This window comes from Arthrobacter sp. E70, assembly GCF_058266945.1.
Genome location: NZ_JBYQFR010000026.1, coordinates 1 through 22,173 on the forward strand (window position 1 = coordinate 1; position 22,173 = coordinate 22,173).

General features: G+C 65.7%; 19 protein-coding genes and 1 tRNA gene. 11 read left to right on the plus strand and 9 right to left on the minus strand.

Annotation, left to right across the window (positions count from 1 at the left end; genetic code table 11):
* Positions 1 to 312 precede the first annotated feature (312 nt).
* From AC3IMC_RS20165 to AC3IMC_RS20175, 3 genes are read left to right on the plus strand one after another with little or no spacing between them, the layout of a single operon-like run.
* Complete coding sequence (locus AC3IMC_RS20165) at positions 313 to 1,881, plus strand: NCS1 family nucleobase:cation symporter-1 (RefSeq protein ID WP_490920684.1); 1,569 nt, start codon at positions 313 to 315, stop codon at positions 1,879 to 1,881.
* 31 nt (positions 1,882 to 1,912) lie between these two features.
* Positions 1,913 to 2,656 carry an aspartate/glutamate racemase family protein gene (locus AC3IMC_RS20170; protein ID WP_221386010.1) on the plus strand — a complete coding sequence of 248 codons (744 nt, stop codon included), beginning with the start codon at positions 1,913 to 1,915 and terminating at the stop codon, positions 2,654 to 2,656.
* Positions 2,657 to 2,669: 13 nt separating this feature from the next.
* A complete protein-coding gene (locus AC3IMC_RS20175) occupies positions 2,670 to 3,425 on the plus strand; it encodes an SDR family oxidoreductase (protein WP_490920685.1) in 756 nt (251 codons plus the stop codon).
* Positions 3,426 to 3,443: 18 nt separating this feature from the next.
* Here the strand turns inward: AC3IMC_RS20175 and AC3IMC_RS20180 are convergent, their stop codons facing one another.
* From AC3IMC_RS20180 to AC3IMC_RS20190, 3 genes are read right to left on the minus strand one after another with little or no spacing between them, the layout of a single operon-like run.
* A complete protein-coding gene (locus AC3IMC_RS20180) occupies positions 3,444 to 3,821 on the minus strand; it encodes a sterol carrier family protein (RefSeq protein WP_490920686.1) in 378 nt (125 codons plus the stop codon).
* Between the two features lie 51 nt (positions 3,822 to 3,872).
* The gene (locus tag AC3IMC_RS20185; protein WP_490920687.1) at positions 3,873 to 4,889 is read right to left on the minus strand and encodes an asparaginase; all 1,017 of its coding nucleotides are present in this window, start codon (positions 4,887 to 4,889) and stop codon (positions 3,873 to 3,875) included.
* 49 nt (positions 4,890 to 4,938) lie between these two features.
* On the minus strand, positions 4,939 to 6,525 hold the full coding sequence (locus tag AC3IMC_RS20190; RefSeq protein WP_490920688.1) for a molybdopterin-dependent oxidoreductase: 1,587 nt from the start codon (positions 6,523 to 6,525) through the stop codon (positions 4,939 to 4,941).
* A 96-nt stretch (positions 6,526 to 6,621) separates the two neighbouring features.
* On the opposite strand from AC3IMC_RS20190, the gene purD reads away from it, so the two are divergent.
* Positions 6,622 to 7,938, plus strand: a complete 1,317-nt coding sequence (purD, locus tag AC3IMC_RS20195; protein WP_490920704.1) for a phosphoribosylamine--glycine ligase — start codon at positions 6,622 to 6,624, stop codon at positions 7,936 to 7,938.
* Position 7,939: 1 nt separating this feature from the next.
* Entirely contained in the window at positions 7,940 to 8,878 is a 939-nt protein-coding gene (locus AC3IMC_RS20200) for a phosphoribosylaminoimidazolesuccinocarboxamide synthase (RefSeq protein ID WP_490920689.1), read from the plus strand.
* Between the two features lie 59 nt (positions 8,879 to 8,937).
* On the opposite strand, the gene AC3IMC_RS20205 is transcribed toward AC3IMC_RS20200, so the two are convergent.
* A complete protein-coding gene (locus tag AC3IMC_RS20205) occupies positions 8,938 to 10,203 on the minus strand; it encodes a helix-turn-helix domain-containing protein (RefSeq protein ID WP_221386016.1) in 1,266 nt (421 codons plus the stop codon).
* A 126-nt stretch (positions 10,204 to 10,329) separates the two neighbouring features.
* Between AC3IMC_RS20205 and AC3IMC_RS20210 the strand changes: the two genes are divergently transcribed.
* Positions 10,330 to 10,548, plus strand: a complete 219-nt coding sequence (locus tag AC3IMC_RS20210; protein ID WP_490920690.1) for a hypothetical protein — start codon at positions 10,330 to 10,332, stop codon at positions 10,546 to 10,548.
* Positions 10,549 to 10,675: 127 nt separating this feature from the next.
* Here the strand turns inward: AC3IMC_RS20210 and AC3IMC_RS20215 are convergent.
* From AC3IMC_RS20215 to AC3IMC_RS20235, 5 genes are all read right to left on the minus strand, one after another.
* Positions 10,676 to 10,752 (minus strand) — tRNA-Pro (locus AC3IMC_RS20215).
* 109 nt (positions 10,753 to 10,861) lie between these two features.
* Complete coding sequence (locus AC3IMC_RS20220) at positions 10,862 to 12,688, minus strand: ABC transporter ATP-binding protein (protein WP_490920691.1); 1,827 nt, start codon at positions 12,686 to 12,688, stop codon at positions 10,862 to 10,864.
* Complete coding sequence (locus AC3IMC_RS20225; protein ID WP_490920692.1) at positions 12,685 to 14,493, minus strand: ABC transporter ATP-binding protein; 1,809 nt, start codon at positions 14,491 to 14,493, stop codon at positions 12,685 to 12,687. The genes AC3IMC_RS20220 and AC3IMC_RS20225 overlap by 4 nt, the downstream gene beginning before the upstream one ends.
* 132 nt (positions 14,494 to 14,625) lie before the next feature.
* Entirely contained in the window at positions 14,626 to 15,570 is a 945-nt protein-coding gene (locus tag AC3IMC_RS20230; protein ID WP_490920693.1) for a metallophosphoesterase, read from the minus strand.
* A gap of 6 nt (positions 15,571 to 15,576) precedes the next feature.
* A complete protein-coding gene (locus AC3IMC_RS20235) occupies positions 15,577 to 17,925 on the minus strand; it encodes a transglycosylase domain-containing protein (protein ID WP_490920694.1) in 2,349 nt (782 codons plus the stop codon).
* Between AC3IMC_RS20235 and sp36 the strand changes: the two genes are divergently transcribed.
* The 5 genes from sp36 to AC3IMC_RS20260 all read left to right on the plus strand — a co-directional run bounded on the left by sp36 (position 17,924) and on the right by AC3IMC_RS20260 (position 22,156).
* Positions 17,924 to 18,079, plus strand: a complete 156-nt coding sequence (gene sp36, locus AC3IMC_RS20240) for a Sp36 family protein (protein WP_009359196.1) — start codon at positions 17,924 to 17,926, stop codon at positions 18,077 to 18,079. The genes AC3IMC_RS20235 and sp36 overlap by 2 nt on opposite strands.
* 1 nt (position 18,080) lies before the next feature.
* Complete coding sequence (locus AC3IMC_RS20245; RefSeq protein WP_490920695.1) at positions 18,081 to 18,614, plus strand: RidA family protein; 534 nt, start codon at positions 18,081 to 18,083, stop codon at positions 18,612 to 18,614.
* A 15-nt stretch (positions 18,615 to 18,629) separates the two neighbouring features.
* On the plus strand, positions 18,630 to 19,541 hold the full coding sequence (locus tag AC3IMC_RS20250; RefSeq protein ID WP_490920696.1) for an NUDIX hydrolase: 912 nt from the start codon (positions 18,630 to 18,632) through the stop codon (positions 19,539 to 19,541).
* A 58-nt stretch (positions 19,542 to 19,599) separates the two neighbouring features.
* Entirely contained in the window at positions 19,600 to 20,601 is a 1,002-nt protein-coding gene (locus AC3IMC_RS20255; RefSeq protein WP_490920697.1) for a LacI family DNA-binding transcriptional regulator, read from the plus strand.
* A 220-nt stretch (positions 20,602 to 20,821) separates the two neighbouring features.
* Positions 20,822 to 22,156 carry an extracellular solute-binding protein gene (locus AC3IMC_RS20260; protein WP_490920698.1) on the plus strand — a complete coding sequence of 445 codons (1,335 nt, stop codon included), beginning with the start codon at positions 20,822 to 20,824 and terminating at the stop codon, positions 22,154 to 22,156.
* The last annotated feature ends 17 nt before the right edge of the window (positions 22,157 to 22,173 follow it).

A 22,173-nucleotide genomic window follows, 5' to 3' on the forward strand; every position in this document is an offset into this window, starting at 1 on the left:
TCGCAGCCTTCTCTCATCATTGAATGCTCGGCATTTGTTTTCGTTATGCGAGAAAACATTATTGCTATACGAGATTAGATTTGAGGAGGCGGCACGGTCAACGTGGGACGGGCGAGCCGGCAGGGTTCCGCCACAGGGCCCCCGAGCAAACCATTTGTGACTGGCTCAGCGCGCCGCCGCCACTTGACCGACCGTGACGCAGGTCATAGCATTTATTTCGCTATTCAATATCTCGGTTCCGCAATGTGGAATAACAGAAACGACCTCCCGGTCGGCCTCACCACCCGGAATCCCCAAAGAATTGAGAATCCTATGAAGACCCCTCCACCGGCGGGCGTAGACGTGGCCAAGGACCTGACAGCGTCGTCAGATGCCCCTGCCCCTACCGCAGCCAGCGTTGAGACCATGTGCAATTCGGCAAGCGAAGCATCAGGCGTGGCCATAAGCCCCACCCTCTACAACGCGGACCTTGCTCCCACAAAGCGTGCCGGCCGCAGCTGGTCCAGCTACAGCATCTTCACCCTCTGGGCCAACGACGTGCACAGCCTGGGCAACTACGCGTTCGCCATCGGCCTCTTCGCCCTCGGGCTGGGCGGGTGGCAGATCCTGCTTGCCCTGGGCATCGGGGCCGCGCTGCTTTTTGGGCTCCTCACCCTTTCCGGCTTCATGGGAGTGAAGACCGGAGTTCCCTTCCCGGTCATGAGCCGCATCAGCTTCGGCATCAGGGGAGCCCAGATCGCCAGCCTCCTCCGCGGCGCTGTTGCGGTGGCGTGGTTCGGCATCCAGACCTACCTCGCCTCCGTCGTCTTCCGCGTCATGCTCACGGCAATGTTTCCGTCCCTGGCGGAGCTGGACAAGGACTCCATCCTGGGCCTGTCCACACTGGGGTGGGCGGCATTCGTGACCTTGTGGGTGGTCCAGTTGGTGATCGTCAGCTTCGGCATGGAAATGATCCGCAAGTACGAGGCCTTCGCCGGCCCCGTCATCCTCGCCACCATGGCCGCGATGGCCATCTGGATCTTCGTCGAGGCAGGGGGAAGCATCGCCTGGTCGTCCAACAAGGCCCTTGAAGGGCCGGAAATGTGGCTCACCATCTTCGCCGGCGGCGCCCTCTGGGTCTCCATCTACGGCACCTTCGTCCTGAACTTCTGCGACTTCACCCGCTCGGCGGTCTCCAAAAAGGCCGTGGTCCGCGGCAACTTCTGGGGGATCCCCATCAACATGCTGGTATTCGGCGCCATTGTGGTGGTCATGGCCGGCGGCCAGTTCAAGATCAACGGCACCATCATCAAGAGCCCCTCGGACATCGTTCAGACCATTCCCAACACGCTCTTCCTAGTGCTGGCATGCCTTGCCCTTCTGATCCTGACCATCGCCGTGAACCTCATGGCCAACTTCGTGGCTCCCGTGTATGCCCTGACCAACCTGTTCCCCACCCGGCTGAACTTCCGCCGGGCAGCCATGGTCTCCGCCACCATCGGGCTGGTTATCCTGCCGTGGAACCTCTACAACAACCCATTGGTCATCGTGTACTTCCTCGGCGGTCTTGGCGCGCTGCTCGGCCCGCTATTCGGCGTTGTCATGGCCGACTACTGGCTGATCCGCCGCGGCAAGGTCAACGTCCCGGAGCTCTACACGGCATCCCGTGAAGGGGCGTACTTCTACCGGAACGGCGTCAACCCGCGGGCCATCATCGCCATGGTCCCGGCGGCGGTCCTTGCCCTCCTGATCGCCTTCGTCCCCGGGCTGGCATCCGCTGCACCGTTCGCCTGGTTCTTCGCGGCAGGCATCGCCGCCGTGGTCTATTTCTTCATCGCAGACCGCAACCAGCGCCTGGAAGACCGCGACGGCGAGGCGATCGCCGTCGCCAGCACCCACTGACACACCCATCCCGCCCGCCAAGGAAACCGCCGTGCGCATTCTCGTAGCAAACGTCAACACCACCTCCTCCATGACCGAATCCATAGCGGCCTCGGCCCGCAGCGTTGCTGCCCCGGGCACCGAAATTGTCGGCATCACGCCGCGCTTCGGGGCAGACTCCTGCGAGGGAAACTTCGAAAGCTACCTGGCGGCCATCGCCGTCATGGACGCCGTCACCTCCTACCCGCAGCCGTTCGACGCTGTCATCCAGGCGGGGTACGGCGAACACGGGCGCGAAGGGTTGCAGGAGCTTCTGGACGTGCCGGTCGTCGATATCACCGAGGCGGCAGCCAGCACGGCCATGTTCCTGGGCCACAAGTACTCCGTAGTCACCACCCTGGACCGCACGGTGCCGCTGATCGAGGACAGGCTGAAGCTCGCCGGGCTGGATGCCCGGTGCGCGTCGGTCCGGGCCAGCGGCATGGCGGTCCTGGAGCTGGAGGAGGAACCGGACCGCGCCGTGGAGGCCATCATCGACCAGGCGATGCTGGCCGTCACGCAGGACAAGGCGGAAGTCATCGTGCTCGGCTGCGGCGGGATGGCCGGCCTGGACGAGCAGATCCGGCAGCGGGCGGGGGTGCCCGTGGTGGACGGCGTCGCGTCCGCGGTGACCATCGCCGAATCCCTGGTCCGGATGGGTCTTTCCACCTCAAAAGTGCGGACCTTCGCTGCGCCGCGGCCCAAAACCGTCATAGGCTGGCCGCTGAACAAACCGGCCATGCCGGTGCAGCTGTAGACCAGGAGAATACGTGAGCACACCCCATCCCCGCGTCGCCGTCGTCACCGGGGCCGGCTCCGGCATCGGCCGGGAGGTTGCCCGGCAAATGCTGGCCGACGGCTACCGCGTGCTGCTGGCCGGCCGCCGGGAGGCCCAACTAAAGGAAACGGCTGACGGCCACCCGGACGCGCTCGTGGTGCCCTGTGACGTCACCCTGCCGGACGACGTCGAACGCCTCTTCGAGGCCGCGCGCCAAAGGTGGGGGCGCGTGGATGTGCTGTTCAACAACGCCGGCGTCTTCGGCCCCGCGGCCGGTGTGGACGAGATCAGCCTGGACGACTGGAACGCCACCCTGGCCGTGAACCTTACCGGGTCCATGCTGTGCGCCGCGGCTGCCGTCCGGGCCATGAAAACGCAGGAACCTCGGGGCGGCCGGATCATCAACAACGGCTCCATCTCGGCGCATTCCCCCCGGCCCCGGACCGTGGCCTACACGGTGACCAAACATGCGGTGACCGGCCTGACCAAGAGCATCGAGCTGGATGGCCGGGGCTACGGCATCACCTGCGGCCAGATCGACATCGGCAATACTGCCACCGAGATCATGGACACCATCGGCGTCGGCTCCGGGGCCCTCCAGGCCGACGGCAGCCGGAAGGTCGAGCCGATGTTTCCGGTGGCGGACGCGGCGCGCGCAGTGCTGATGATGGCCAACATGCCGGCCTCGGCAAGCGTCGGGTCAGTGGTGGTCACCGCCGCCGGCATGCCCTTCATCGGCCGCGGCTAACACGCCGGCGAGGAGCGGTCAGAGGGGGAGCAGGGCCGAGAGGTCCGCGCGCAGGCCCGAGGCCGCAACCTTCCCGGCAGCCACGGCGTCCGCCCAGCCCAACTGGCCGGTGGCCATCGCAAGCCAGGTGGCGGCGTCGCACTCAATGACGTTGGGCGGTGTGCCGCGGGTGTGCCGCGGGCCCTCCACGCACTGCGTGACGCCAAACGGCGGCACCCGCACCTCCACGGAGTTGCCCGGCGCCCGGGCGGTGACCTCCTCGAGGGTGTAGCGCACGGCAGTGGCCACCACTGGCCTGGGAACGGGAAGGTCCGACGCCGGGCCGGCACCTTCGCGCCATGCAGCCAGTGCCGCTTTACCTTCCTGGACGTCAATACGACGGCGGGCTACGGCCATGTTTCGAGTCTTCCTTTTGGTGCAGGCAGGGTTGGTGACGGTCGGGTTGGTTCAGTCCAGGAGTGCGGAAACGGCAGGGCCAAGCCGGATCTTCCCCACCGGCCGACCGCCGCCAAGCACGGGTTCCACCACTTTTTCCAGGACGCTCGCCACGCCCGGGATCTCCACGGCGCCGGCCGCCGCCAGGAGCGTCAGGGCCACCAGCGACGTGGCCCGGATGTTGCCGTCCAGGATCTTGACGGCAACGGAGACGCCCTGCGGCGTCGCCATCGCCAGGACGCCCTCAGCGCCGATCTTGGCAATGATTTCGAGCTCGTCCATCACCAGCGTGTTCGCCTCGCCGCGGCCCTGCACCGCCCACGGATAATCCAGCATGGAGGTGGCGATGGTTGCGGCCCTGGCGTTGAAGCTGTGGTCACCGGGGGACTTGGCGAGCTGGGAGTAGGCGCGGGCCAGCCCCGTGAGCGAGACGGCTGCCACGGGGGCGCCGCAGCCGTCGATGCCCAAGTGGGCGATCTTCTCGCCCGTGTATTCCTCGATAGCGGTACGCACGCGCTGCTGCAGCGGGTGGTTGGGTTCCAGGTAGCTGTGGGTGTCCCAGCCGTTCTCCGTGCACGCCCAGAGGAACGCTGCATGCTTGCCCGAGCAGTTGTAGGCCAGCCGGGACTTTCCCTTTTCGGAACGCACCAGCCAGTTCCGGGCCGTTTCATCCTGTGGCCAGGCTTCCGGGCACTGCAACTGGTCCTCGCGGACTCCGGCCGCCTTGAGCATCCCGGCAACAACATCCATGTGGTCCAGCGACCCCGTGTGGCTTCCGCAGGCAATAGCCACTTGCGCGCCCCGCAGTGGCACGCCGGACTGCATGGCGGCGAGCGCCTGGAAGGGCTTCAGCGCGGACCGGGCATAAATCGGGGTGTTGATGTCGCCAAGCTCGGTGACCACGGAGCCGTCGGCGGAGAGCAGCACCGCGGAGCCGATATGCCGCGACTCCACGAAGCCGCTGCGTTCGATGACGGCCAGTTCGACGGCGGAGTCAACAGTGAAGGTGGCATGCGGATTGTGCGGCATGCTGCCAGTCTATGGGCCGAGGCGGCCGAAGCCCGGTTACTTCGGTGCCCTACTGCACGGTGACCATCACCGACTGCCAGCCGGAGGCGCCGTCCGGAACCGGATCAGCCCGCTGGTCCGTCTGCACCTCGCCGGTGCCGTCGGTGGCCCGGACCTTCAGGTAGTGCGCGCCTGGCGTGGCGTCCCATTCGTAGGACCACTGCCGCCAGGTGACGCTGGACGCCTCATCGGAGAGAACCGCCTCCACCCACTCGCCGTTGTCGACCTGGATTTCCACCTTGCTGATGCCGCGGGTCTGCGCCCAGGCGGTGCCGCCCACGGCCACCTTTCCGGCCGGCACCTTCGCGAAGGACCTGGGCACGTCGACGCGTGCCATGGTTTTGATGGGGCCACGTTCCGACCAGCCCCGCTCTGTCCAGTAGGCCTTGCTGTCCGCGAAACGGGTGACCTCCAGGTCCACCACCCACTTGGTGGCCGACACGAACCCGTACAGCCCCGGGACCACCATCCGCACCGGATAGCCGTGCTCCAGTGGAAGCGGCTCGCCATTCATGCCGATGGCCAGCATCGCGTCGCGGCCGTCCTGCAGGACCTCCAGGGGAGTCGAGGCGCTGAAGCCGTCAATGGATTTCGAAAGCACCATGTCGGCCCCGTCCTTCGGCTTGGCCCGGGCCAGGACTTCGCGGAGTGGAAGGCCCAGCCATTTCGCATTTCCCGCAAGGTTTCCGCCCACGGGATTGGACACGCAGGTGAGGGTGACGTGGGACTCGATGAGGTCCGCGTCGAGCAGGTCCTGGAACGTCAGTGTGACCTCCTGCTCCACGAGCCCGTGGACGCGAAGCTCCCAGTCATCGGCGCTGATGTCGGGGACGCTCAGGGCGGTGTCGATCCGGTAGAAGTCGCCATTGGGAGTCAGCCAGGGCGATACGCCCGGAACCGGTGACTGGACGCCGGGCGGCACGGCGGGTGCCGGCTTGGCGGGTGCGGGGAGCTGCAGCGCCTCACGCGCCTTGGCGGCATTGCTGCGTGCCGCTCCGAGCAGCCGCCCGCCCGTGGCCGCGAGGCCGGCGGCAGCGGCGGTGATCCCGGCCGCGGCGAAGAAACGACGGCGGCTGGTGCCGCTGCCGCTGTGGCCGGTGTCGCCGTCGTCCGCAATGTCCGCCGGAGCTTCCGGCCACTCCTTCAGCCCCCACAGCGGAACCATCAGCCGGCGCAGGACCACCAGCCCGGCCAGTGTCCCCAGCACGGAAGGGATGGCGTCCGCGCCGGTAACGCCAGCGCGGGTGACCACGCAGGCCACGATCACGGCTCCCATGAACAGCACGCCCAGGACGCCCAGCGCCCACTTCCGGTAGGCCACCACGCCAAGGATGCAGGCCAGCACGGCGATGGTCAGCCCCATGCCCACGAACAGTGCTGCCTTGTCGTTGGTGCCGAACGTGGCGATGGCAAAGTCCTTCAGCCAGGGCGGCGTGAAATCGATGAAGGTGGATCCCAGCGCGAACAAGGGGGCTGCCCTGGCGGTGAAGAACGCGCCCACCAGCTCCGCAACGGCAAGTACGACGGCGGCCGCCACCACGCCTGCCAGCGCGGCCATGGCAGTGGGGCCCGTGGACCGGTTTCGAAGCTTTGTCATGGTGGTGGTTCGGAGCGGCAGGAGGCCCGGATTGATCGGAACAGGGGACGACACAGCTTAGGAGGCGGAAGGGTGCACAAAGTACCCTTGGACACTGTGAAGGTACTTGTCATTGGCCCCGGCGGCCGCGAACACGCCATTGTCCGCTCGCTGCTTGCCGACCCCAACGTGTCCGAAGTCCACGCAGCCCCCGGCAACGCCGGTATCAGCAAGCTGGTCCCCACATACAACATCAACGGCAACGATCCCGAAGCCGTGGCTGAACTGGCAACGCGCCTTGCCGTGGACCTGGTGGTCGTGGGACCCGAGGCTCCGCTGGCTGCGGGCGTCTCGGATGCCGTCCGTGAAGCCGGCATCCCCGTCTTCGGACCCAGCAAGGCAGCCGCCCAGCTTGAGGCCTCCAAGGCCTTCGCCAAGGAAATCATGGCGGAGGCCGGCGTCCCCACGGCCATGGCCATGGTCGCCGCCAACGCAGACGAGGCAGCCTCTGCGCTGGACACCTTCGGCGCGCCGTACGTGGTGAAGGATGACGGCCTCGCGGCCGGCAAGGGCGTGGTGGTTACCCGGAACCGGGACGAAGCCCTCGCCCACGCCCAGTCCTGCTTCGACGCCGGCGGCTCCGTGGTGATCGAGGAGTTCCTGGACGGACCCGAGGTTTCCCTCTTTGTCCTCTGCGACGGCCAGAACACCGTGGCACTCTCACCCGCGCAGGACTTCAAGCGCATCTTCGACAACGACGAAGGCCCCAACACCGGCGGCATGGGCGCCTACACGCCGCTTGAATGGGCGCCGGAAGGCCTGGTCCAGGAAGTCCTGGACCGCGTTGCCCAGCCCACCGTCAATGAAATGGCCCGCCGCGGCACCCCGTTTGTCGGCGTGCTGTTCGTCGGCCTTGCCCTGACCTCGCGCGGTACCCGCGTGATCGAGTTCAACGTCCGCTTCGGCGACCCCGAAACCCAGGCTGTCCTGGCCCGGCTCAAAACGCCCCTCGGCTCCCTGCTCATGGCCGCCGCGAAGGGCGAACTGGACAAGGCAGAGGAGCTGCGGTGGGCCAAGGAGACCGCCGTCGCCGTCGTCATTGCCTCGGAAAACTACCCGGACACTCCCCGCACTGGTGACCGCATCCGCGGGCTTAAGAAGGCCGAGGCCCTCGACGGCGTGCACGTCATCCACGCCGGAACCGCCCTGGACGGGGACGGCAAGGTGGTGTCCGCAGGCGGCCGGGTCCTGGCCGTCGTCGCCCTCGGCAGCGACCTGGTGGAGGCGCGGGAAAAGGCATACGACGGCGTGGAGCTGATCCAGCTGGAAGGCTCCCAGTTCCGCAGCGACATCGGCCGCAAGGCCGCCCGGGGCGAAATCAAGGTCCCGTACGGCGCCACCGGCTCGCTGCCCATAGTGAAAGCGAAGGCCTGAGATGAGTGAAACCCCGGTGAACCGCGGGTACGCAGCCAAAACCTTGGAGCTGCCCGGATGGACCCACGTCTACTCGGGCAAGGTCCGCGACCTCTACGAGCCGGCCGACGAGTCGATCGTGCAGCGGCTTGGCCAGGACTGCGTGCTGGTGGTGGCGAGCGACCGCATCAGCGCCTACGACCACGTGCTCTCGAGCGAGATCCCGGACAAGGGACGCATCCTCACCCAGCTGAGCCTCTGGTGGTTCGACCAGCTGGGCGTTGAGCACCACGTGCTGGGCTCCACCGTCGAGGACGGCGTGCCGGCCGAGGTGCTGGGCCGGGCGATGATCTGCAAGAAGCTGGACATGTTCCCGGTGGAATGCATCGCCCGCGGCTACCTCACCGGGTCCGGGCTGCAGGAGTACAAGGCACTGGGCACGGTCTGCAACATCCCCCTGCCCGAGGGCCTCGTGGACGGGTCGCGCCTTGACCACGCAATCTTCACGCCGTCCGCGAAGGCACTGATCGGCGAGCACGATGAGAACATCACCTACGACGCCGTGGTGGCGCTCGTAGGGGACGACATCGCTGCCCGCCTCAGCGAGCTGACGCTGAAGATCTACACGACGGCGGAAAAGATCGCCCGTGAGCGCGGCATCATCCTCGCCGACACCAAGGTCGAATTCGGGTACGACGCCGTCTCCGGGTCCATCACACTGGGCGACGAGGTGCTCACCCCGGATTCCTCGCGGTTCTGGGATGCTGCCACGTACAAGCCGGGCCAGGCGCAGCCCTCCTACGACAAGCAGTACGTGCGCGACTGGCTGACCTCGGCCGAATCCGGCTGGGACAAGGCCTCGGACACTCCGCCGCCGGCGCTGCCTGCCGACGTGGTGGAACGCACGCGCAGCCGCTACGTCGAGGCGTACGAAAAAATCACCGGAAAGAGCTTCACGTAAGCAAAGGGCGGGCCCGGGAATCCCGGGCCCGCCGATAGCTGGCCTTAGCTCGCTTGCCTTTAGCTCGCTTGCGCGGCCGCGGCTGCCCGCTTCTGGGCGAGCCTGATTTCGAGGATCGCATCCAGCGCCTGCTGGACGCGGTCCTGTGCACCGGCAGCGGCGAATGCCTTTTGGGCTTCCTCAAGGTGCACCAGCGCTTCGTCGGTTTCTCCCGAGGCCTTCAACGACTTTCCAAGGAGGAGCGACACCTCCCCGGCCGTGTGCTTGCCAAGGGCATCGCGCTCGGCATGGATCTCGCGCAGCTTTTCGACGGCGGCCACGATGTCCCCGGTCAGGTACAGCCAGCGGGCGCGGATGAAGGCCACCTCAAGCTCATCGCTCTTGGTTCCTCCGACGATGGAGAACGCGAGTTCCGCACGCTCAATGGCCGACAGCGTCTCCGGCTCCACGATGCCGGATGAAAGCCGGACGGCGGCCGAGGCTTTGTTGAAGCGCGCCCACAGCTCGATGTCATTGGCGGGGGAGAGCAGCCGGGCTGCCCGCTCGTGGTGTTTCACGCCTTCCGCATAGTCATGCCGCATGAAGGCCACGTTGCCGATCACCCAGGCGACCTCGCCGGCGAGCTGGGACATGGCATGCTCATCCACTTGTTCCAGCAGGGCCTGGCAGTACTTCCAGGCCTCGTCCAGGCGCCCGCTTTCGGCGAGGGCGCCGATCAGGATGCGGTGCGCACCGATAGCCACTGTTGAGCCGCGGGGCAGGTTGACAGAGAGCTTGACAGCTTCGAGCGCGTGCTCGACAGCGACCGAGAGCTGGCCCTGGCCGTGGCACACAGCCGCGAGCATCTGGCGGGCACGCACGCCAAGGCCCACTGATTCCGTTGCCATGGGGTGTTCAAGCAGGCGTTCAATGATCTTCCGGCACTCCTGCAGGTCACCCTGCTTCATGAGGCATTCAGCCTGCATGTACGTCATATTCCACCAGGCGCTGGTGTTCTTGCCGTCGAGTGCTATCTGCGCGGCAGCCGCGGCGTGGCTGGCTGCCAGGGGATAGTCACGCAAGTCCCACGCCTGTCGGGCGTATAGTCCTGCGAGAACGTATTCAGCGTCGCTCACGGAAATGGGCTGGCTCCAAGCCTCCAGTGCCTTGGGTGCCAGCTCCAGCCTGCGAGCCAGTTCCTCGATTACTTCGGCCGTCGGTTCCCTCCGGCCAGTTTCGAGCAGCGAGATGTAGCTGGGTGAATACAGGTCCTTGCCCAGTTCGGCCTGTGTCAGTCCACGCTCAAGGCGCTCCGCCCGGAGCTTTTCTCCGAATCCGTTGCCCACGCGTTTCCTCCTTCTGGACAGCTGGGGCCGAATGCTTGACAGCCCCTGTGGAAAATATTTTACAATGTGTGTCAACAAGGACAGTGCTGGCTTTGTAACGAATCCGACTCGTATTGAGGAACTTATATGTTGAAGAAGATCGCAACCGCGGCCGCCTTGGCTGGGGCCCTGGCTTTTTCCGCGGCGGCTCCGGCCGTCCTGTCTGCAGGTTCCATCGCCGATAACTCGGGTACGTCGGTAGCTATCGGAAACTGGCCTGACCCCGCCTCCACGAAGGCGAAGAAGGACAAGAGCGCCGATACGACCTACACCACCTACATCGGCAACTGGCCCGATCCCGCATAAACAGCTTCCTCACAACAGGAGGCGATGGACAGCCCCGGAGCAGCAGCTCCGGGGCTGTCCTGTTTGTCCGCCGTGACCGGATCGCAACAAAAAAGAGGGCCTCCGCAAGGAGACCCTCTTTCCATAATGGTCGGGATGACAGGATTTGAACCTGCGACCTCTTCGTCCCGAACGAAGCGCGCTACCAAGCTGCGCTACATCCCGATCCGCTGCAAAAGCAACTTTACAAGGATAGCCGATCCCGGGCCCCGATGCGAAATCCGGCTCCGAAGGCCCGGCGCCACGCTCGGAAGCGGCCTGCCGGCCCAGGGGGTCAGACCAGCGAATCCTTCCACGCCCCGTGCAGGTCGGCGAAGCGGCCGCCGCCGCCGATGAGGTCCGCCGGGGAGCCGTCCTCCACAATCCGGCCGTCGTGCACCACCAGCACGCGGTCCGCCGTCTCAACGGTGGAAAGCCGGTGGGCGATGATCAGTGCGGTCCTGCGCGCCGCTTCCGTCCCGGCAAGAAGGCGCGCCAGCCCGGCCTGCACCAGGCGTTCGGACGGGATGTCCAGGGAGGAGGTGGCCTCGTCCAGGATCAGCACAGCAGGCCGGGCCAGGAAGGCCCTTGCGAAGCTGATCAATTGACGTTGACCCGCGGAAACCCGGCCACCGCGCTTGTTGACATCCGTGTCGTAGCCCTCAGGGAGCTGCAGGATGAACTCGTGGGCTCCCACGGTCTTTGCGGCTTCCTCAATCTCGGTGCGTGTCGCGTCCGGCCGGCCCAGGGCAATGTTGTCCGCCACGGGCCCGCTGAACAGGAAGGCTTCCTGCGTCACCATGACGATGTTCCGGCGCAGGTCCTGGGTGCCCAGGTTCCGCAGGTCGACGCCGTCCAGGGTGAGGCTTCCCGAGGTGACGTCGTAGAAGCGGGCGATCAGCTTGGCGAGCGTTGATTTTCCGGCACCGGTCTGGCCCACCAGGGCCACTGTCTGCCCAGCCGGGATGTGCAGGTTCAGGGACGGGACCACAACGGGCCCATTCCCGTAGCGGAACTCCACGTCCCGGAAGTCGATGTCGCCCCTGGCGCTGGAGAGGGGAACCGGGTCTTGGGGCGGCCGTACCGTGGGCACCTCCTCCAGGAGTCCGGAGACCTTTTCCAGGGCCGCCTGGGCGCTTTGGAACGAGTTGTAGAACATGGCCATCTGGTCCACCGGTTGGAAGAACCGCTTGGTGGACAGGATCAGCGCCAGCAGTACGCCCACGGCAAGGTCCCCGGTGAGCACCCGGAAGCCGCCGAAAAGCAGGACTACGGCCACGCACACGTTGCCGATCAGCACCAGGCCGGGCTGGAAGATGCCGTTGAGGTTGATGGACCGCACAGTGGCCTGGCGGTAATCTTCGGCGAGCCGGCCGTAGGTCTGCGAGTTTTCCCGTTCCTTCCGGAAGGCCTTCACGGCCCGGATGCCGGTCATGGTTTCCACGAAGTGCACGATCAGCCGGGCCGAGACCACCCTGGATTCGCGGAAGGCGATCTGTGAGTGCTTCTGGTACCAGCGCGCCAGGAAGAACATGGGCACCCCTGCCGCCAGGACCAGCAGGCCGCTGCGCCAGTCCAGGGCAAAGATGGTGACTGCGGTGAATGCCATGAAAAGGATTCCGGACGCCAGCGAACTGACGCCCGAATCCAGGAGTTCGCGCAGGGCCTCGAGGTCCGAGGTTTGCCTGGCAATGATCCGGCCGGAGGTGTATTTCTCGTGGAACTCCAGGCTCAGCCTTTGGGTGTGCCGGAAGACCCGGACCCGCAGGTCCAAAAGCATGGACTGGCTGAGCCGCGCGGTGAATGTGACGTACAGGGCGGTGAGTCCCGCCGTTGCGATGGCCGCGAGCAGGTAGGCGGCGCCCGTGAGGACCAGCGGGAGGTTGTCACCGGCCTGCAGGGCGGGGAGCGCGTGGTCGATGCCGAAGGCGATCAACGCTGGACCAGCCACCCGAGCAGCCTGGGAGAGGACAACCATCGCGATGGTCAGCCAGAACCGTACCCGCGCCGGCCGGATCAGCGACCCCAGCAAGGCGAGCGACCGCCGTCGTACTGCACGGCTTTCACTCCTGCTGAGGTGGGCGTTGTCCTCGTTAGCGGTGCCGAACGTTGCCGTGCTCATCGCGTCACTTCCTCTGCCTGGTCTTCCAGGGCCGACAACTCCGAATCCAGGTCCCGTGGCTCACGGTCCAGGCTGGCGATCACGTACCGGTAGTGGGGGTTCCGGGCCAGCAGTTCGGTGTGCGTCCCGACGTCGGCGATGCGGCCGTCCTCCAGCAGCGCCACGCGGTCGGCCAGCGCCACCGTGGAAGGCCGGTGGGCGGCGATCAGGGTGGTGGTGTCCTTGAGTACTTCCCGGAGGCGGGCCTCCACTAGTTCCTCGGTATGGACGTCCAGGGCGGAGAGGGGATCGTCCAGTACTAGGACCCGGGGGCGCGCGGCGATGGCCCGCGCCAGGGCAAGGCGCTGGCGCTGTCCGCCGGAAAGGCTGAGGCCTTCCTCGCCGATCAGCGTGTCCACCCCCTCCGGCAGCGAATACGCGAAGTGCGCCTGCGCGACGTCGAGGGCTTCGTCCAGGACTTCGTCGCTGCGGACGGGGGCACCGAGCAGGACGTTGTCCCGCACCGAATTGGAGAACAGCGTGGTGTCTTCGAAGGCCACGCCCACGATCCGGCGCAGTTCCTCGACGTCGAAGTCGCGCAGGTCGACGCCGTCGATGCTGATGGCACCGTCGGTCACGTCGTAGAGCCGGGGCACCAGTTGGATCAGGGCGCTCTTGCCGCTGCCCGTGATGCCCACCAGGGCCATGGTTTCGCCGGGGCGGACATCAAGGTGGATGTCCTCGAGGATCGGCGTGTCCGGCGCGTCCTCGAAGGCGAAGGTTGCGTTGTGGAAGCTGAGTGCGCCGGCCAGCTGTCCGGGTCGGCGTGGCGTGGCGGGGCCGGTGATGGTGTTGCGCGTGTCCATCACCTCGTAATGGCGGTCGACGGCGGTCTTGGCAGTGAGTGCCATGGCCAGCAGCATGCCGGAGAACTCCACGGGGGAGGCGATGACGGCTGCGGTGGCGAAGAAGGCCACCAGGGCGCCGATGCTTAGCTGGCCGCCGGCGCACAGCATGATGCCCACCACCAGCGCGGCGCCCAGTGCAAGCTCGGGCAGCAGGGTGACCACCATGGTGAAGGTGGCCTGGTGCCGGGCCTTCGCAATTTCCGTCTGCCGCAGTTCCTCGGCCTGTTCGTTGAAATTCTCCAGAGCTTCCCGGCTCCGGCCGAAGGCCTTGAGCACGCGGATTCCGTGGACGGACTCCTCCACAGTGGTGGCCAGGTCCCCGGCCTGGTCCTGGCTGCGCCGGGCAACCTTGCTGAACCGGGTTCGGAACCGGAAGCTGTTGATGGTGATCGGGATGGCGGCCGCGAGGAAGATCAGGGCCAGCTGCCAGCTCATCGCGAACATGGCAACGATGCCGATGATCACCGTCAGGGTGGTCACCACCAGCATGATGGCGCCGAACGCCATCCAGCGGCGCAGGAAGTTCAGGTCCGTCATGGCCCGGGACAGGAGTTGCCCGGATCCCCAGCGGTCGTGGAAGGAGACAGTCAGGTCCTGCAGGTGGTCATAGAGGGACACCCGCATCCTGGTTTCCACGCTGGTGGCCGGGTTGATGACGAACTGCCGGCGCAGCGCCACCAGGCCGGCCTCGGCGATGCCCAGGAGCAGGATGACGCCCGCGGACACCCAGACTGCCTCGGCTGTCCCGCCGGGCTGCAGCGCCGTGTTGACCAGGATCCGGAGGACCTGCGGGATGGTCAGGGCGACGATGCTGGCAAGGAGTGCGCAGAGAAGCCCGAGCAGCAGCCGGGGGAGGATGGGCCGCACATGGGGATAGAGCCGGCGGATTGATCTGAAAAATGGGGTCTGCTTGGCCATGCCCGCTTCTCGCGCTCTAAAACGAATGTAGTTTCCTCTGCAACTACCCTATGCCATCACGTGAGGCGGTTCACAGGGATATCGGCCAGGCTGCGGGGCTTGCCCACTTATTGCGGACTGTAATGCGGAGAACTAGCTGGGTGAGGTGAGGGTGAGCAGGACGGCCTCGGGTTTGCAGGCGATGCGCACCGGTGCGAAGCGGGAGGTGCCGATCCCGCCCGAGACGTTGACCGGCGTCGTGCTTCCATTGCTTGACCAGTCGTTGAGCCCCTTGGCCCGCCAGGTGGGCAGGTCGCAGTTTGCGACGACGGCCCCGTAGCCGGGGATGCACAACTGGCCGCCGTGCGTGTGGCCGGCCAGCAGAAGGTCGGCGCCGCTTTCCGTAAAGTGGTCCAGCACCCGCTGGTAGGGGGCGTGGATGACGGCGATCCGGAGGTGGTCGTTCGAGTCCTGGTTGACGGTTCCCCTGGGCCAGCCGGCGTACCGTTCCCGGTTCAGGTGGGGATCGTCGACGCCGGAAAAATCGAAGCGCATGCCGTTGAGCACCAGGGATTGGTGGCGGTTGGTCAGGTCCACCCAGCCGGCCATGCCGAAAGCCGAACGCAGGCGCGGCCAGTCAAGGGGGATGGGCTTCGGCTTCACCTTGGAGGGGCCCAGGAGGTAGGCGGCCGGGTTCTTGGGGCTGGGGGCGAAGTAGTCGTTGGATCCCGGAACGAAGACGCCGGGGAACTGCAGCAGCGGACGCAGGGCGTCCAGCACGGGGTCCACGGCTTTGAGGTGGCTCATGTTGTCTCCGGTGTTGACCACCAGGTCGGGCCGGAGGTCGGCCAACGACCCGAGCCAGTCGGCCTTCTTCCGCTGCCCCGGGACGAAGTGGATGTCGCTCAGGTGCAGGATGCGGAACGGGCTCCGGCCGGGAGGCAGGATAGCCAGCGTTTCTTCACGCAGGACGAACTGGTTCTTTTCCCAGAGCCCGTAACCGAAGGCAGCCATCCCCGCAGCAGCCCCTGCTCCTGCGCCGACGGCAAAGCCGCGCCCGATCGAGCGGACGCGGCTTGCCAGCGTATTGGTGTCCATCCGCGCCTAGCCGTTCCCGTTGCCGTTGCCGTTGCCGTTCTTGGTCGGCTCGGGTGCCGGCGCTGCCGGGGCCTGGGTGGCCGGCGCCGAAGGAGCCGGCGCCTGGGTTGCCTGCGTGGTGGGCCGGGTCGGGGCGGTGGTTCCGCTGACCATGTTGCTCGGCGGCGCAGGGAACGGGTTGGTGCCGTAGGCGGGGGCAATCTTCGCCATGAAGTTGGAGAACATCGGCCCTGCAATCATGTAGCCGTCGATGCCCTGGTAGAACTTCCCGTTGACGGTGATGTTCTGCCCGGCCCGGCTCTGGTTGCCCAGGGGATCACCGAACCAGGCAGCGGTCGCCAGCCCGGTGGTGTGGCCGACCACCCAGGTGGAGCCGTTGTTGTTGGACGTACCCGTCTTGGCGCCGATGGGGAAGCTGGTGCGGGTGGAGATCCTGGGTTGTATCAGGGCACCCGAACCGCGGTTCAGGACTTCCTGCAGCGCATAGTTCACACCGCGGGCGACGTCGGGCTTGATGGCATCGCGGCAGCTGCTGGACTGGGCGGGGAGCTGCTTGCCCAGGGCGTCGGTGACCGAGGTGATGGCGATCGGCTCGCAGTACTTGCCGTCGTTCGCGAAGGTGGCGAAGGCGCTGGCCATGGTCAGCGGAGCGGTCTGGGTGGAGCCCAGCAGGTTGCCCAGGGTCATCATGTTGACGCTCGGGTTCGGATCGCTGCCGTCAGCGGACGGGAGTCCGCTGTGCAGGCCCACGGCGTCCACGATCTTCTGGATGCCGCAGAAGTCCAGTTGCGCTGCGGACGCGAACGTTACCGTGTTGATGGAGTTGTAGAGGCCCTCCAGCACCGACAGCGGCTTGTACCACTGCGGCTCGGCGTTCTGAAGGTCGTCAGCGGCATCCAGGCCCTGGTTCTTCTGTGCAGTGCTGTAGGCGCCCTGTACCTTGCCGCACGTGTTGCGCCACTGGTAGCCGATGGGATAGACGCGCTGCGCGGCATTGACCACCGTGTTCATGGACTTGCCCTCGTTGAGCCACTCGGCAAACGTAAACGGCTTCATCGTGGACCCGGGCTGGAAGCCGCCGATCCCGTTGAGGTCGTTGCCGTCCTTGTCCATCTTGTCCACGTTGAAGTTCAACTGGGAGTCAAAGCCCTGGCCCGGCAGGAACGTGGTGTTCTGGGCCATGGAGATGATCTTGCCGGTGCCCGGCTGGACGGACACGATCGACGAACCCCATTTGTCCGGGTTGGCGCCGGTGGCTGCGTTGACCTGCTCCTGGGCAGCGGCCTGGGCCTTGGGATCCAGGGTGGTGGTGATGGTCAGGCCGCCACCGTAAATCAGGCGCTGGCGCTCCTTCACGTCCGCGCCGTACGCAGGGTTGTTCTCGAGCAGGTGCAGGATGTAGTCACAGAAATACGGGGCGGAGGCCGCGTAAGCGCAGCCCTGCTTGGGCTGGGTCACCTTGGGTTCCACCGGGGTGGCGACGGCGGCGTCGTGTTCTTCCTGGGTGATCTTGCCCTGGTTCAGCATCAGGCCCAGCACCAGGTCGCGGCGCTGCTTGGACTTTTCAGGGTTGGTGATCGGGTCAAAGGCGGAGGGGCTGTTGACCAGGCCGGCCAGCAGGGCCGCCTGCGGCAGGGTCAGGTCTTTTGCGGTGGTGCTGAAGAAGTAGCGGGAGGCCGCCTCGATGCCGTAGGCGTCGCGGTTGAAGAAGACGATGTTGAGGTAACCCTCGAGGATCTGGTCCTTGCTGAATTCCTTCTCCAGCGCGATGGCCAGCTTCATCTCGCGCAGCTTGTCGCCCACGCCCTTGTTGACGCCGTTGAGCTTGATCTGGTCCTCTTCGCCGGCGGCGGCCAGGTTGGCGTTGAGGACGTTGTTCACGTACTGCTGGGTGATGGTGGACGCGCCCTGTTTGTTGCCGCGCGCGGTGCTGACCAGGGCGCGGAGGATGCCCGTGGTGTCCACGCCGCCGTGCTCGTAGAACCTGCTGTCCTCCACGGCGATGATGGCGTTCTTCATGTTCGGGGAAATCTGGTCCAGGGCAACCTTGGTGCGGTTTTCCGTGTAGACGCTGGCGATCTCGCTTCCGTCCGCGGCCAGGATCCGCGTGGTCTGGCTGGGGGGATCGACCTTCAGTTCCGCCGGAAGGGCGTCGAAGAACTGGATGGAACCACTCGCTGCGCTGCCGGAGACGGCCGCGGCCGGGACCAGCAGGCCCGCCACCAGGACACCGCAAACAGCACTCACACCAAGGAAAACAAGGATCTTACCCAGCGTGGTGGCAGTGTCGAATAAGGGGTTCTTGCGAGAGGCCATGTTTTCCACTTTACCGGCAAGGACTAGTCTTTCTTTCATGACCAAATGGGAGTATGCGACGATTCCGCTCATTATTCACGCCACAAAGCAGATCCTGGACCAGTGGGGAGAGGACGGCTGGGAGCTCGTCCAAGTAGTCCCGGGACCCGACGGCAACGGCCTTGTCGCCTACCTCAAGAGGGAGAAGCAGTAGCATGAGCACCCCCGCAGAAGCCCAGTCCAGCGCCGCCACGGCGCCCGCATCCGCCGTCGAGCAGCGCCTGGCGGAACTGGGAATCACCCTTCCCGAAGTTGCTGCCCCGGTTGCCTCCTACGTCCCTGCCGTGGTCTCCGGCAGCCACGTCTACACGTCCGGCCAGCTGCCCTTTATTAACGGCAAACTCGAAGCTACCGGCAAGGTTTCGGCCGGCACCGAAGGCTTCGCCGACGAGCCCACCGTTTCCCCGGAAGACGCCCAGAAGTACGCCGCCGTCTGCGCGGTGAATGCGCTGGCCGCAGTGAAGAGCGTCATCGGAGACCTTGACCGCATCACCCGCATCGTCAAGGTGGTGGGATTCGTCGCCTCGGATCCGTCATTCACCGGCCAGCCCGCCGTGGTCAACGGCGCCTCGGAACTGCTGGGCCGCGTCCTGGGTGACGCTGGCCAGCACGCACGCTCCGCCGTCGGCGTTGCCGTTCTTCCGCTCGACTCTCCCGTAGAGGTCGAGCTGATCGCCGAATTCAGCTAGGACCGGACACCTCCCTTGCCTCACCTCGCACGACGCCTTTTTGCACTTCCCCAGGATCTTGAAGGGGCAGCGCAGAGCTGGCTCGAACACGGCGAGCGGACCCCCCGGGCCGCGCGCTATGCCTCATCAGTAGTCCTCCTGCGTGATTCACCCACCGGCCTGGAGACGTGGCTGGGCTACCGGCCCGGCTCCTCGCCGCTCGGTGTCCTTGCCTTCCCCGGCGGTTCGCTCGACGCGGCCGACGACGAAGCCATGGGATGGCTGGGCCCGTCACCGCAGCATTGGGCTGAGCAGATGGGAACGGACGACGTCGGGCTGGCGCGCCGCCACGTGGTGGGCGCCATCCGGGAGCTCTTCGAGGAGACCGGCGTGCTGCTGGCCGGCCCGGACATGTCCAGCACGGTCGAGGCGACCTCCACCTCCGAATGGATGCGGGCGCGCGTAGCGGTCGCCGACCAGGAGAAGACGCTTGCCCAGGTGCTGGGCAAGCGCGGACTGTCCCTGCGCACCGACCTGCTCAAATCCCTGGTCAACTGGCGCAGCCCGGACTTCGCGCACCGCCGGTTCGACACCCGCTACTTTGCCGCAACCCTTCCCATGGGCCAGGAACCTTCGCTGCTCGAAGGCAAAGGCGTCTGGGGCCGCTGGGTGAATGCGGGGCAAGTTGTCCGGGAACGGGACACCACCGCCCTTGGCGACGAAGCCGGCCAGGAAAACACCGTGGGCCGCACCCTGGGCGAGCTGCTGGTTCCAGGCTCCGAGATCATGCTGGAAAAGATGGCGGCGGCAAACGGCTGCATCGCCTACCTGAGCTACAAACGCAAACCCCACGTCTACCAGCCCAGCCTGGTCGAAGAGGACGGCAAGCTCCTGCTCGAGGTCGAGGCCGCGAAGACTGTCGCGGGAGACCCCCAGCGGGAACGCTGACGCTTCAACAGCGCAGTACCATCGACAACAAAGCAACACCGGGAGCAAGGGGGCGCCTTTGCGCGCAACGGTCAAGGACGTAGCGCGCCTCGCCGGGGTATCACCCAAGACGGTCTCGAACGTCATGAACGGCATCGTTCCCGTCAGCGGTCCCACGCGGCTCAGGGTGGAGCAGGCCATGGCGGAACTGGACTACGTCCCCAACCTCTCTGCCCGCGGACTGCGCAACGGCAGGTCAGGGGTCATCGCCCTCGCGCTGCCGGACCTGGGCACGCCGTACTCCGCTGAGATCGCCCACAACGTGGTCGAAGTGGCCCATGAGCAGGGGTGGAGCGTGCAGATCGAGGAGACAGGGTCCGATCCCACCCGTGAATACGAGCTGATGTCACGGGCCCGGTCCAACCTGATCGACGGGCTCATCCTCAACCCGGTGGTGCTGGACCAGAGTGCCGTCAGGGTGGGTGTTTCACTCCCTCCCGTGGTCCTGCTGGGGGAAGTCTCCCAGAAGCTGGCTGACCGGGTGTGGGTGGACAGCGTCGCCGCTGCACGGGACATGACACTGGCCCTTGCCAGGACCGGCAGGCGGCGGATCGCTGTGCTGGGAGCCGCCGGAGGCCGTGGCTCCGCCGCGGCTGCCCTGCGCACCCGCGGCTACCAGGCTGCGCTGCAACAACTGGATATTGACTTCGATGCCTCGCTGGTCATCCCGTGCGAAAAGTGGAGCCCGGATTCGGCAGCAAGGGCACTGTCCGCTTATCTTGACTCGCATCCGGTCCCCGAGGCCTTGTTCTGCTTCACCGACTCCATCGCAATGGGTGCATTGAGCGTGTTGTGGAAGCGGGGTATCCGGGTTCCCGATGACATAACCGTGGCCGGATTCGACGATATTGCCGACGCGAAGTACGCGGTGCCGTCACTGACAACCGTTTCCTTTGACAAGCGGCAGGTAGCCAGTGAAGCCCTGCGCCTCCTTACCGAACGGATGGGGGACCGTGAGGGGCCGCAGCAGGTCGTAGCCATCGACTACGTGATCGTGGAACGCGAGAGCACGTCGGCCTAGGCTCCGGCGGACCCCGCCGCGTCCTTCCCGACGGCTCTAACCGAGACTGTTGCCCCAGTTTGGGAACGCTAACAAATTTTCGTTGCAACGGCTATTACATCGATGTAACGTGAGGCCTGCGTCACACTAAGGCCTGCCGGTGATGCGATGAGGGACATCCGGCAGGAACGCCTTGTGGCACGGAAATGACTTTCAGCGGACCCATCCAAAGGAGTGACGGGTGAAGCAGTTTGATTTTTTCGAAGGCAGGGAGCTGTCCAGGCGCCGGCTACTGTCTGGAACCGCAGCAATAGGAAGCCTGTTCGCCGCAGCAGCCCTGTCCGGGTGCGGCGGGAACGCCTCCGCCGCGGCTCCCCGGGACATCCAGTTCTGGCATCTCTTGTCCGGCGGCGACGGCACAAAGATGCAGGCGCTGATCAGTAAGGTGAATGCGACCAACCCGGCCTTCAAGGTGCATCCGACGGTCCTGGCGTGGGGGCCGCCCTACTACACCAAGCTGGCGATGGCATCGGCCGGCGGCCGCCCGCCGCAGTTGGCCATCATGCACGCCAGCAGGGTTCCCGGCTATGCGCCCGGGGGCCTGATCGACCCCTGGGACCTGGATCTGCTGTCCGAATTCGGCGTCACGGCCCAGAGCTTCGCACCGAGGATCTGGGACAAGAGCCACCACAACGGCAAAGTCTTTTCCATCGCATTGGATTCACATCCTTTTGTCATGTTCTACAACCGGGACGTGGCGGGGAAGGCGGGGCTCCTTGGGAGCAATGGACAGCTGCAGGAAGTCAAGTCCCCGCAGGAGTTCATCGCTATGGCCAGGGAAATGCAGAAGGTGACCCAGGCCCGCGGCTTGTCCTTTGGATACCTAGGCAGCGGCTCACAGATGTGGCGCCTTTTTTACACCCTCTATAAGCAACACGGGGCGGACATGGAGCTGACCCCCGGCAAGCCGATGGTTGCCGACAACGAGGCCGCGGTGGAGTGTCTGGAATTCATGGCATCGCTCTTCGATGACACCGTCGCGGCACAGAGCGGGGATATCAACACCGGTATCGCAGAGTTTGCCAGTGGAGGTTCAGGCATGCTTTTTAGCGGCGTGTGGGAGCTTCCCACCTTCAAGAAGGCGAACCTCCCCGTTGACGCCGCAACAATTCCAACGCTTTTCGGAACCCCGGCGGCCTACGCGGACTCACATTCGTTCGTGCTGCCGCGGCAGTTGAATGCCGACGACGAAAAGCGGCGCGATGTCCACAAGTTCGTGAGCGATGTCCTCAAGAGTTCGTTGTCCTGGGCGGAGGCAGGGCACATCCCCGCCTACCAGCCTGTTGTGCAGTCGCAGGCCTACCAGGAACTCACACCCCAGATCCACTACGCGAATGCCGCGGACATCATCGCCTACGACCCGGAAGCCTGGTTCAGCGGATCGGGCTCGGACTGGCAGAGCTACTTCGCAGAGACGGTGCAGAACGTGCTCCTTGGCCGGGACAAGGCGACAGACGGCTGGAATGCCTTCGTCCGCCGCACCAACACCCTCCTCTCCCGTCCCAACCCGGTTTGAACCGCCAAGCGACATAG